8 protein-coding genes are annotated in these 11,812 nt (G+C 63.2%); 7 read left to right on the top strand and 1 reads right to left on the bottom strand.

Annotation, left to right across the window (positions count from 1 at the left end; translation table 11 throughout):
• Nucleotides 1–33: 33 nt before the first annotated feature.
• The 3 genes from msrA (at nucleotide 34) to J7655_RS02880 (ending at nucleotide 2,235) form a co-directional block, all read left to right on the top strand.
• The gene (msrA, locus tag J7655_RS02890; RefSeq protein ID WP_230926486.1) at nucleotides 34–687 is read left to right on the top strand and encodes a peptide-methionine (S)-S-oxide reductase MsrA; all 654 of its coding nucleotides are present in this window, start codon (nucleotides 34–36) and stop codon (nucleotides 685–687) included.
• 16 nt (nucleotides 688–703) lie between these two features.
• Complete coding sequence (locus J7655_RS02885; RefSeq protein WP_230926485.1) at nucleotides 704–901, top strand: putative motility protein; 198 nt, start codon at nucleotides 704–706, stop codon at nucleotides 899–901.
• 80 nt (nucleotides 902–981) lie between these two features.
• Nucleotides 982–2,235, top strand: a complete 1,254-nt coding sequence (locus J7655_RS02880; RefSeq protein WP_230926484.1) for an HD-GYP domain-containing protein — start codon at nucleotides 982–984, stop codon at nucleotides 2,233–2,235.
• A 70-nt stretch (nucleotides 2,236–2,305) separates the two neighbouring features.
• On the opposite strand, the gene J7655_RS02875 is transcribed toward J7655_RS02880, so the two are convergent.
• Entirely contained in the window at nucleotides 2,306–3,160 is an 855-nt protein-coding gene (locus tag J7655_RS02875) for a 23S rRNA (adenine(2030)-N(6))-methyltransferase RlmJ (protein WP_230926483.1), read from the bottom strand.
• Nucleotides 3,161–3,276: 116 nt separating this feature from the next.
• On the opposite strand from J7655_RS02875, the gene J7655_RS02870 reads away from it, so the two are divergent.
• The 4 genes from J7655_RS02870 to mscK all read left to right on the top strand — a co-directional run bounded on the left by J7655_RS02870 (nucleotide 3,277) and on the right by mscK (nucleotide 11,806).
• Nucleotides 3,277–4,317, top strand: coding sequence for an NAD(P)H-dependent flavin oxidoreductase (locus J7655_RS02870; protein WP_230926482.1), 1,041 nt, complete (start codon nucleotides 3,277–3,279; stop codon nucleotides 4,315–4,317).
• Nucleotides 4,318–4,485: 168 nt separating this feature from the next.
• Nucleotides 4,486–6,291: an acyl-CoA dehydrogenase gene (locus J7655_RS02865; RefSeq protein WP_230926481.1), complete on the top strand. Its 1,806-nt coding sequence runs from the start codon at nucleotides 4,486–4,488 to the stop codon at nucleotides 6,289–6,291.
• A gap of 126 nt (nucleotides 6,292–6,417) precedes the next feature.
• Complete coding sequence (locus tag J7655_RS02860) at nucleotides 6,418–8,163, top strand: potassium/proton antiporter (RefSeq protein ID WP_179575384.1); 1,746 nt, start codon at nucleotides 6,418–6,420, stop codon at nucleotides 8,161–8,163.
• Nucleotides 8,164–8,458: 295 nt separating this feature from the next.
• Nucleotides 8,459–11,806: a mechanosensitive channel MscK gene (mscK, locus tag J7655_RS02855; protein WP_230926480.1), complete on the top strand. Its 3,348-nt coding sequence runs from the start codon at nucleotides 8,459–8,461 to the stop codon at nucleotides 11,804–11,806.
• Nucleotides 11,807–11,812: the final 6 nt, after the last annotated feature.

Here is an 11,812-nt window from a genome sequence, read left to right as displayed (position 1 = left end):
GTCCGCCCATCCATGACCACCCAGGAGACCGCCATGGTTCTGCGTTCCCAGATTCTCGTCAACAAGCACGCCCTGCCGACTACCGAGCAGGCACTGCCTGGCCGCAGCGAAGCGCTGCCAGTGAGCGACACCCACCATGTCAACGGCCATCCGATCAAGCCGCCCTTCCCTGCCGGCCTGCAGCAGGCGGTGTTTGGCCTGGGCTGTTTCTGGGGCGCCGAACGCCGCTTCTGGCAACAGCCCGGCGTATTCAGCACAGCGGTTGGTTACGCCGGTGGCTTCACTCCCAACCCGACTTACGACGAAGTTTGCTCCGGCCTGACCGGGCACACCGAAGTGGTGCTGGTGGTGTTCGATCCGCAGCTGACCAGCTTCGATGCACTGCTCAAGGTGTTCTGGGAAGCGCATAACCCGACTCAGGGCATGCGCCAGGGCAACGACCAGGGCACCCAGTACCGTTCGGCGATCTACTGCCAGGATGCCACCCAACTGAGTGCCGCACTGGCCAGCCAGGCGCGCTTTCAGAACGCGTTGGACAAGGCCGGCCTGGGCCGCATTACCACCGAAATCAGCGAAGCACCGACCTTCTACTATGCCGAGACCTATCACCAGCAATACCTGGCGAAGAATCCCAACGGCTATTGCGGCCTGGGTGGCACAGGCGTATGTCTACCCCCTGAATCCTGAATACGGGTAAGGGATCATGGAGCTGAGTCGTATTTCCAGCCAGGTTGCGAGCCAGGCATCGACGCAGATTGCCGCGCAGATGTCGCTCCTGCTGCTGCGCAAGACGCTGGAGCTGCAGACTGCCAGTATCACCGGGCTGGTACAGCCGGCTGCACCGGTCAGCGCCCCCGGCAATCCGCCCAACCTGGGCAACAGCATCGACGTGATGGCCTGATGCTGCGCGAGGAAAGGCTACGCAGCCGATACGTGTCGCACTAGAATGCCAGCAAACCGCCATCAGCGTATCAATGCCGCATGTCCGACAGCACCGTCTACCTCACGCCAGAACAGCTCTGCATCGGCCTCTACATACAGCTGGACCTGAAGTGGTGGGAACACGATTTCGCCTTCAGCAACTTCAAGATCAAGGATGAAGCGCAGATTCGCGCGCTGCGTGCGCTCCAGCTGAAACAGCTGCGTTACGATCCAGCCCGTAGCGATTGTGCGCCCTTGCCGCCGGACGCGGCACCTGCAGCCGTGAAAAGCGAAACCGCAGCGCCGGATCCCCAAGCACAGGCACGCCAGGAACGGGCGCAGCAACTGCGCAACCTGCGCAGCCGCCTGGCTGACGTGGACAAGCGCTTCATCGAAGCCAGCCAGCGCATCAGGGCGCTCAACCAGACGCTGCGCAGCCGTCCGGAAGACGCCATGCGCCAGGCTGGCGCCATCGTCGGCGAGATGGTCGCGACCCTGCTCGGCGCACCCAGCGTGGTGCTCCATAGCATCACCGGCAAGGCCGCCGAGGACAGTTACTTCCATGCTCTCAACGTCACCGTACTGTCGCTGCTGCTCGGCCGTCAGCTCGGCCTCGACAGCGAGGCCTGTCACAGCCTCGGCCTTGGCGCGCTGCTGCACGATATCGGCAAACTGGACGTACCAAGCAAGGTGCTGCTCAAGCCCGAACCGCTGACCCGCCCCGAGCGACAACTGCTGCAGATGCACACCGATTTCGGCCTGCGCCTGGGGCAGAAACTGATGCTCGATGACGAGGTGCTGCGCATCATCCACGAGCACCACGAGCATTGCGACGGCACTGGCTACCCGCGCGGTCTGCGTGAAGCCGGAATCGGCCGCCTGAGTCGCCTGGTGGCCATCACCAATCACTTCGACGGGCTGTGCAACCCGCTCGACCCACGCCAGGCGCTGAGTCCACATGAAGCCCTGGCGCTGATGTTCAAACAGCAGCGCGAGCACTTCGACGATGTAGCGTTGAAGGCCTTTATCCGGGTGATGGGCATCTACCCACCGGGCAGCCTGGTACAACTCGAAGACGAGCGCTATGCACTGGTGCTGGGCATGAACCCGACACAGGCGCTGAAGCCAACGCTGATTCTCTACGATGCCGACACCCCCAAGCAGGAAGCGCTGATTCTCGACCTTTCCCAGGAGCCTACACTGGCCATCGCCCGCAGCCTGCGCCCTTCGCAGCTACCGCTGGAGGTGCTGGAGTACCTCAGCCCGAGGCACAACCTGAGCTATCACATCGAGCCCAATCACAAGCCTGCTTGAACCCCTTGTAGCCCGGATGCAATCCGGGGATCGGGGGCCACGGCTCGCGGACTTCATCCGGACTACGCGCTTATGACTTGCCGCCTGGCGCTTCCTCTATCAACCAGTCCAGGCGCCAGCCGCCCTGGCTCTGGCCCAGCACATAGGCCAGCCAGGGCAACAACTGCTTGAGTTCGTCCTCCAGCCCCCAAGGCGGGTTGCTGATCACCAGACCCGAGCCGGTCAAACGTGTCGCATCATCCGGCGCATGCACATACAACTCAACGCGCAGCAGCTTGGGCGCGGCGCTCTTGCTCAGGTCACGATAAAAACGCGCCAGTTGCCGCTCATCCTTGATCGGGTACCAGATCGCCACGATGGCCTGGCGCATACGGCCGTGCGCTTCATTCAAGGCCTCGACACAGCGTTGCAGTTCGTCCGCCTGCTCGAAGGGCGGATCGATCAGCAGCAGCACGCGCTTCTCGCGAGTCGGCATCAGTGCACGTGGCACGTACCAGCCTTCGCCCAGGTGCACGGCCACACGGCGGTCGCCGCGCATATTGTCCTTGAGCAGGCGACCATCCTCGGGATGTTTTTCGTTAAGCTGCAGGCGATCCTGCTCGCGACTGAGCAGGCGCGCCAGCTCCGGCGAGCCCGGGTAGTAGCGCAGCTCGCCATCGGGGTTCATCGCCCGCACCACCTCTAGATAGACCTCGACCGCATCCGGCAACTGCTCGGCCTGCCACAGGCGGGCGATACCCTCCAGGTACTCGCCGGTACGGCTGGCCTGATCGCCATGCAGATCGTACAGGCCGAGCCCGGCATGGCTGTCGAGGTAGGCGAAGGGCGCCTCCTTCTTCGACAGCAGGGCAAGCAGGCGGGTCAGCAGCAGATGCTTGAGCACGTCGGCGTGATTGCCGGCATGGAAGGCGTGGCGGTAGTTCATGGGTCAGTCCTCGAATCAGGCGCGCAGTTTAACAGGCCGGCGCCTGGCATTGCGGCTTGCCCCTTCGCGCCCTTACGGCCTAGTCTGCGCTTCTCCACGGATAGCGAGAACCCGCCATGTCTCTGCAAGAACTGCTTGGTAGCGAACTGCCCCTGATCCAGGCGCCGATGGCCGGCTCGCAGGATCACCGCCTGGCTGCTGCCGTGTGCGAGGCTGGCGGCCTTGGCTCGATTCCCTGCGCCATGCTCACCCCAATAGCCCTGCGTCAGGCGCTGCAGGCGATGCGCGAGCTGACCGAGCGCCCGTTCAATCTCAACTTCTTCAGCCATGTGCCACCCGAGCCGGATGCAGCGCGCGAGGCGACATGGCGCCAAGCCCTGGCGCCTTACTACGCCGAGCTGGGGGTGGATCAGGCCAGCATCGCCAGCGGGCCGGGACGCCTGCCGTTCAACGCAGAGGCCGCCGAATTGGTGGAAGAGTTTCGCCCGGCGGTGGTGAGCTTCCATTTCGGCCTGCCAGATGAAACCTTGCTGCAGCGGGTGCGCCGCAGCGGGGCAAAGATCCTCTCCAGCGCCACCACGCTCGCTGAGGCGCTCTGGCTAGAGGAACGCGGTGTCGATGCGGTGATCGCCCAGGGGCTGGAAGCCGGCGGCCATCGCGGCCATTTTCTCGATGATGACCTGAGCCGCCAGCTCGGCACCTTCGCCCTGCTGCCACAACTGGTCGATGCCCTTGATGTGCCGGTGATCGCGGCAGGCGGCATTAGCGATGCACGCGGCGTGGCCGCCGCCATGGCCCTCGGTGCGGCCGGCGTGCAAGTCGGCAGCGCCTACCTGCTGTGCCCGGAGGCCACCATCAGTGCCATTCACCGTGCCGCCCTGCAAAGCCCGGCGGCGCAGCATACGGCGCTGACCAATCTGTTCAGCGGGCGCCCAGCACGCGGCATCGTCAACCGCCTGATGCGCGAGATGGGGCCGCTCAGCACGCAGGTGCCGGCCTTCCCCCTGGCAACGGCGGCCATCGCGCCCTTGCGGGCAGCGGCCGAAGCGCAGGGCAGCGGGGACTTTTCGCCGTTGTGGGCGGGACAGCATGTCACCAGTTGCCGGCCGATGCCGGCTGCTGAGCTGACCCGCGAACTGGCGCGCGGCTTCGCCTGACAGCCGGTCTTGCCCTTGCAGGGCGACTGCAACCCGCGATAACCGAGGCGCGGGCTCCATCCGCCCTACTCATCACCCACAAACGAGCGAATATCACGGCCAATGATGATACTGGGCAGCCGGGTGCTCGACTGCCTAGACTCGGTCGATCATCTGGAGGCCCGTTCCATGTCCGAGACCCTGCTCAGCTCCCGCAACCTGGCGTTCGAACTCTATGAAGTGCTCGACGCCGAAGCCCTAACTCAGCGCCCGCGCTTCGCCGATCACAATCGCGAAACCTTCGACGCGGCGATCAGCACCGCGCGCGGTATCGCCGAGGAGCTGTTCGCCCCGCACAACCGCAAGAACGACGAGCACGAACCGCAGTACGTCGACGGCGGCGCGGTGCTGATCCCCGAGGTCGAGCCGGCCCTGCGCGCCTTCCACGAGGCGGGTTTCCTCAACGCCACCCGCGATTTCGAGCATGGCGGCATGCAACTGCCCAACCTGCTGTCGCAGGCCTGCTTTGCCCATTTCCAGTCGGCCAACATCGCCACCAGCTCCTACTCGATGCTGACCATGGGCGTGGCCAACCTGATCGAGGCCTTCGGTGACGAGGAGCAGAAGGCCCGCTACCTGCAGCCGATCATCGACGGTCGCTTCTTCGGCACCATGGCACTGACCGAACCGCACGCCGGCTCCTCGCTGTCGGACATCAGAACCCGCGCCGAGCCGCATGCCGATGGCAGCTACCGCATCAAGGGCAACAAGATCTTCATCTCCGGCGGCGACCAGCCGATCTCCGAGAACATCGTGCATATGGTCCTGGCCAAGCTGCCGGACGCACCGCCCGGGGTAAAGGGCATCAGCCTGTTTCTAGTGCCCAAGTTCCATGTCAACGACGACGGCAGCCTGGGCGCACGTAACGATGTGACCCTGGCCGGGCTGTTCCACAAGATGGGCTGGCGCGGCACCACCTCCACGGCGCTGAACTTCGGCGACAACGGCGAGTGCGTCGGCTACCTGGTGGGCAAGCCGCACCACGGGCTGTCCTACATGTTCCAGATGATGAACGAAGCGCGCATCGGCGTCGGCATGGGCGCGATCATGCTCGGCTACGCCGGCTACCTGTACTCGCTGGACTATGCGCGTAACCGCCCGCAAGGCCGCCAGCCGGACGGCAAGGATCCGAGCAGCCCGCAGATTTCCATCGTCGAGCATGCCGACGTGCGGCGCATGCTGCTGACGCAGAAGGCCTACGTCGAAGGTGCCTTCGACCTCGGCCTCTATGCTGCGCGGCTGTTCGATGACACCCAGACCCTGGAAACCGCCGAAGATCGCAGCCGCGCCCTGGAACTGCTCGACCTGCTCACGCCCATCGTCAAATCCTGGCCGTCGGAGTTCTGCCTCAAGGCCAACGAGCTGGCCATCCAGATTCTCGGCGGCCACGGCTACACACGCGAATACCCGGTGGAGCAGTACTACCGCGACAACCGCCTCAACCAGATCCACGAGGGCACCCACGGTATCCAGTCGCTCGACCTGCTCGGACGCAAGGTGTCGATGAACGGTGGCGCCGCGCTCAAGCAGTTGCTCAAGCTGATCAACGACTGCTGCCAGCGCGCCAGCGAGTACGAATCGCTCACAGCGCTTCGCCAACCGCTGGAACAATTGCTGGCCCGCCTGCAGACGGTCACCCTGGCGCTGCTGGGCGACCTGATGAGCGGCAAGATCAACCAGGGGCTGGCCAACTCCGCGCTGTACCTGAAAGTGTTCGGCCACACGGTAATCGGCTGGCGCTGGCTGGAACAGGCAATTCGCGCCGAGCAGGGCCTGGCCCGCACGGACAATGCCGAAGAACAGGCCTTCTACCGCGGCAAGCTGCAGGCCGCACGCTACTTCCTGACCTGGGAAGTGCCGAGCTGCCACCACGACCTGGCCATTCTCGAGGCTCGTGATGACACCTGCCTGTGCATGCAGGACACCTGGTTCTGAGCCCTGGCAAGCCCTGCGCAACCTAATGAAACAAGGAGGATGGTTTTTTTTGACAGCGGCGTCAGGCGTCGGGTTAGAATCGCTGGCACGCTGAATGCATATATGACCATCGCAAGGAGTTAGACATTGGACGCAGGCACCATCAATCAGCTGTTCTTGATCGGTGCCCTGTTGGTTGCCTTCAGCATCATGGTCAGTTCGGTGTCCACCCGCGTGGGCATCCCGATTCTGGTCATCTTCCTCGGTGTCGGCATGCTCGCCGGCGTCGACGGCATTGGCGGCATCGTCTTCAACGACTACTCCCTGGCCTACCTGGTCAGTAACCTGGCGCTGGCTGTCATTCTTCTCGACGGCGGCATGCGTACGCGCGCCTCGACCTTCCGCGTGGCGCTGTGGCCATCCATGTCCCTGGCCACACTGGGCGTGGCGATCACTGCCGGTTTGACCGGCGTGGCGGCCGCCTGGCTGTTCAACCTGAGCCTGATCGAAGGCCTGCTGATCGGCGCCATCGTCGGCTCCACCGATGCCGCCGTGGTGTTCAACCTGCTCAACGGCAAGGGCCTCAACGAGCGTGTTGGCCCGACACTGGAAATCGAGTCGGGCAGCAACGACCCGATGGCCATGTTCCTCACGGTCACCCTGATCAGCATGATCGCCTCCGGGCAGAACAGCTTTAGCTGGGGCATTCTCAGCAGCCTGGTGCAGCAGTTCGCTCTGGGCATCGCCCTGGGCGCGCTGGGCGGCTGGCTGCTCCTGCAACTGATCAACCGCCTGTCGGTGGCTGACGGCCTGTACCCACTGCTTGCCGTCAGCGGCGGCATCATGATTTACGCGATTTCCGGCTTCATCGGCGGCAGCGGCATCCTCGCCGTCTATGTCTGCGGCCTGCTGCTGGGCAACCGGCCGATCCGCAACCGTCACGGCATTCTGCATATGTTCGATGGCCTGGCCTGGCTCAGCCAGATCGGCATGTTCCTGGTGCTCGGCCTGCTGCTGACCCCGAGCAATCTGCTGCCGATCGCCGTGCCAGCGCTGCTGCTGTCGCTGTGGATGATTTTCTTCGCACGGCCACTGTCGGTATTCATCGGCCTGCTGCCCTTCAAGAGCTTCAACCTGCGCGAACGCGTGTTCATCTCCTGGATCGGCCTGCGCGGCGCAGTGCCGGTGATCCTCGCGGTGTTCCCGCTGATGGCCGGTCTGGAGAATGCACAACTGTTCTTCAACGTCGCCTTCTTCATCGTGCTGGTTTCCCTGCTGCTGCAGGGCACCACGCTGGGCTGGGCGGCGCGCAAGGCCCGGGTGGAAGTGCCGCCAGTGCCTTCGCCGATATCACGTGCCGGCCTGGAAGTCCACCTGACCAGCCAGTGGGAGCTGTTCGTCTACCGTCTGGGTGCCGAAAAATGGTGCATCGGGGCGCCGCTGCGGGCGCTGAATATGCCGCAGGGCACGCGTATCGCCGCGCTGTTCCGTGGTCGTGAGTTGCTCCACCCATCCGGCAGTACCACACTGCAGGAAGGCGATATTCTCTGCGTCATCGGCCATGACGCCGACCTGCCGGCGCTGGGTAAACTCTTCAGCCAGGCGCCTAAACGCGGCCAGGATCTGCGTTTCTTCGGCGACTTCGTGCTCGAGGGTGATGCCGAACTGGCAGCAATCGCAGCTCTCTATGGCCTGAAGCTCAATGATGTCGAGGGCAATCAACCTCTGGGGCGTTTCATTGCTCAGGCAATTGGCGGCGAACCTATCGTCGGCGACCAGACCGAATGGCAGGGCCTGACCTGGACAGTGGCGCAGATGGAAGGGAACAAGATACGCAAGGTCGGCGTCAAATTCCCCGAAGACAGTCGCCCGAATCCCGGGTTGCACTTCTAGGGTTCGCACGAAAGGTTCTCGCGCGCAGCTCATGCGATATCGGTAGCGGCTCAGCCAAACAGGCGAGGAACGCTTTGCACGCGCATTCGAGCCATCGCGCTGTCAATGAGCATTCGACCGGGCTGGCGTTCCAGCCTGTTCAAACGCAGCATGAGCGCACGCAGGCACTTTCCGTACAGAACCCAGAGCGCGCTGCCAACATCCGACATTCTTGCACGCGGGCCTAATGGCCCGCGTATTCGTTGCACAGCAAACGGCCTACACTGCCATCGTCAACTCATTAGATAGATCGACCATGTCCCCTTTGCGTCGTCCCCTGATTGCTGCCCTCCTTGCTTTTTGTCTCGGCATCTCCCCTGTTCTGGCCGAAGAGCCGCCAAACATCGAAAACGTGCAGCAGAGCCTCGACAGCCTGGCAGACCGCAAACTGCCGGAAGCCGAGCAAGCGGCCCTGAAGCAGACCCTCGAGCAGACCCTGCGCATGCTCCAGGACAGCCAGGCTGTCGAGCAGCGTCTGAGCGATCTGCGCCAGCAGCTGGACGAAGCCCCCCGCCTGATCAACGACGCCCAGCGCGACCTGACGCGGCTCAAGGCCAGCCCCGAAGTACCGCTTGCCGAACGTCACGCGCGCACCAGCCTGTCGCAACTGGAGCAGTTGCTCGCCGACCGCTCCAGCCAGCTCACCGAGTGGAACAAGGCGATCATCGAAGCCAATAGCCTGGTGATCACCGCACAGACCCGCCCTGAGCGGGCACAGGCAGAAATCAGCCAGAACCAGGCGCACACTCAGCAGATCAGCAACAGCCTGAAAAGCGGTCGTGATAACGGCAAGCCCCTCTCCAGCGAGCGGCGCGACCAGCTCAACGCCGAGCTGGTGCTACTCGGCGCACAGACACAGCTACGCCGCCAGGAACTGGCCGGCAACAGCCTGCTGCAGGACCTTGGTAACGCCCAACGCGCCCTGCTCGAAGAGCGCATACGCCGGGCCGAGCAGGAACGCCTCGACCTGCAGAACCTGATCAACGAACGCCGCCGCGCCGAGTCCGAACAAACCGTAGCCGAACAGTCGCGCGAAGCTGAACGGGCCGGCTCGGACAAACTGCTGGCACGTGAAAGTACGCTCAACCTCAAGCTTTCCGACTACCTGTTGCGCGCCACCGAACGCCTCAATCAGCTCACGCAGGAAAACCTCAAGACACGCCAGCAACTGGACAATCTGGTTCAGGCCGATCAGGCACTCGACGAGCAGATCGGCGTATTGCAGGGCAGCCTGCTGCTGTCGCGGATTCTCTACCAGCAGAAACAGGCGCTACCTAACCTGAAGCTGGAAGACAGCAATCTGGCTGACGAAATCGCGGACATCCGCTTGTACCAGTTCGATCTGGGCAAGCAACGCGAGCAGATCAGCAACCCCGACGCCTATATCGATCAATTGCTCAGCAGCCAGCCGGCGGAAGACGTCACGACCGCGTTGCGCAATACCCTGCATGAGCAGTTGAGCACACGCCGAGAGCTGCTCGATCGCCTCAACCGCGAGCTCAATGCGCTGCTCAACGAATCGATCACCCTGCAGCTCAATCAGAAGGAGCTGTCCAGCACGGCCAGTAGTCTGCGCGCCACCATCGAAGAGCAGATGTTCTGGATCCCCAGCAACAAACCGCTGAACCTCGACTGGCTCGAAAGCGCTCCCCGGCATCTGCAGCAACAGCTGGAGCAATTGCCCTGGGGCGAAGTCGCCGGAGAACTGAGCGCAGTGCTGCTGGAGCGCCCGCTGGTCTTTCTGCCCTTGCTGCTACTCTGCGCACTGATCGTCTGGCGACGCCAGTATCTGTTCGGCAAGCTCGGCAGCCTGCATGGCGATATTGGCCATTACAAACGTGACAGCCAGCTGCATACGCCACTCGCCATTGGTCTGAATCTCATCCTGGCCCTGCCCGGTGCGCTGTTTCTCAGCCTGTGCGGCTATGCCCTGCTGATGGAGCCGCGCGGGCAGAGCCTCTACCTCGGTACGGCACTGTACGAGATGGCCCAGGCCTGGCTGGTGTTCTACACCCTGTACCGGATCCTCTCGCCCAACGGCGTCGCGGTGCTGCACTTCCATTGGCCGCCAGCCAGTGTCAGCTTCATTCGCCGCCATATCCGCAATCTGGGTTTCGTGGTCCTGGCCCTGGTGGCGGTCACCAGTATTGCCGAGCATCAGCCGGCAAGTCTGGCCAATGACGTGATCGGCATCGCCGTGGTACTGAGCTGTTATGCGCTGATGGCCTGGCAACTGTTCCGCCTGTTACTCGGCACGCCACAACGGGAGAACACCTCGACCCTGCGCGCCACCGTTGGCCTGTTGTTCAGCCTGCTCCCCATCGTATTGATGGTGGCCGTCGGGCTGGGCTACTACTACACCGCCCTGAAACTCACCGACCGCCTGATCGACACGCTCTACCAGCTGATCTTCTGGCTGATACTCGAGGCGGCCTTCGTCCGTGGCCTCAGTGTCGCGGCGCGTCGTCTGGCCTATCAGCGGGCGCTGGCGCAACGTCAGGCTCAGGGCAGTGACAGCGATGCCGCGATCGAAGAACCCACGCTGGATATCGAACAGATCAACCAGCAGTCACTGCGCCTGATCCGCCTGGCCCTGCTGGGCGGTTTCCTGCTGTGCCTGTACTGGGTCTGGTCCGAGCTCATCGGCGTATTCACCTACCTCGAAACCATCAGCCTTTACCAATACAGCAGTGGCACGGGTGATTCCGCGACCATGATTCCCATCAGCCTGATGGATGTCATCGGCGCCCTGCTCATCATCGCCATTACGATTGCCCTGGCGCGCAACCTGCCGGGGCTGCTGGAGGTGCTGGTGCTGTCGCGCATGCGCCTGGCGCAGGGCAGCGCCTATGCCACGACCACCCTGTTGTCCTATGTGCTGGTCGGCATCGGCATCGTCAGCACACTGTCGACCCTTGGCGTGAGCTGGGACAAGCTGCAATGGCTAGTGGCCGCGCTGTCGGTAGGCCTGGGTTTCGGCCTGCAGGAAATCTTCGCCAACTTCATTTCCGGCCTGATCATCCTGTTCGAACGGCCGGTGCGCATTGGCGATGTGGTGACCATCGGCAACCTGTCGGGCACGGTCAGTCGGATCCGGATCCGCGCCACCACCATCACCGATTTCGACCACAAGGAAATCATCGTCCCGAACAAGACCTTCATCACCGGCCAACTGATCAACTGGTCGCTGAGCGACACCGTAACCCGCGTCACCGTCAAGGTCGGCGTCGGCTACGGCTCCGACCTCGACCTGGTACGCGACCTGCTGCTGCAGGCGGCCCGGGAAAATAGCCGCGTGCTCAAGGAGCCCGAACCGATCGTGTACTTCCTCAGTTTCGGTGAAAGCAGCCTGGAACATGAACTGCGCGTCCACGTACGCGACCTCGGCGACCGCAACCCGGCAACCGATGAAATCAACCGCTTCATCGACCGTGAATTTGCCAAAAACGGCATCAGCATCGCGTTCCGCCAGGTCGAGGTCTACGTCAAGAACATGCAGCATGACGAACACCTGCTGGAGAACAAGGAAGCGCTGAAAAGCGCCGCCGCTGCCGGAGCCGCGGCTGCACTGTCGCGTAAATCGCCACCGCCTGCCACGACCTGAGCCCGC

The organism is Pseudomonas wenzhouensis (genome assembly GCF_021029445.1).
Taxonomy (GTDB): domain Bacteria; phylum Pseudomonadota; class Gammaproteobacteria; order Pseudomonadales; family Pseudomonadaceae; genus Aquipseudomonas; species Aquipseudomonas wenzhouensis.
The sequence above is the reverse complement of the archived record's forward strand: the minus strand, read 5'-3'. Positions and strand labels throughout refer to the sequence as shown.

Bases quoted from the DNA above. Each gene is read 5' to 3' on its own strand.
- mscK (WP_230926480.1), top strand. From the start codon at position 8,459: ATGTCCCCTTTGCGTCGTCCCCTGATTGCTGCCCTCCTTGCTTTTTGT.
- J7655_RS02880 (WP_230926484.1), top strand. From the start codon at position 982: ATGTCCGACAGCACCGTCTACCTCACGCCAGAACAGCTCTGCATCGGC.
- J7655_RS02865 (WP_230926481.1), top strand. From the start codon at position 4,486: ATGTCCGAGACCCTGCTCAGCTCCCGCAACCTGGCGTTCGAACTCTAT.
- msrA (WP_230926486.1), top strand. From the start codon at position 34: ATGGTTCTGCGTTCCCAGATTCTCGTCAACAAGCACGCCCTGCCGACT.
- J7655_RS02870 (WP_230926482.1), top strand. From the start codon at position 3,277: ATGTCTCTGCAAGAACTGCTTGGTAGCGAACTGCCCCTGATCCAGGCG.
- J7655_RS02875 (WP_230926483.1), bottom strand. From the start codon at position 3,160: ATGAACTACCGCCACGCCTTCCATGCCGGCAATCACGCCGACGTGCTC.
- J7655_RS02885 (WP_230926485.1), top strand. From the start codon at position 704: ATGGAGCTGAGTCGTATTTCCAGCCAGGTTGCGAGCCAGGCATCGACG.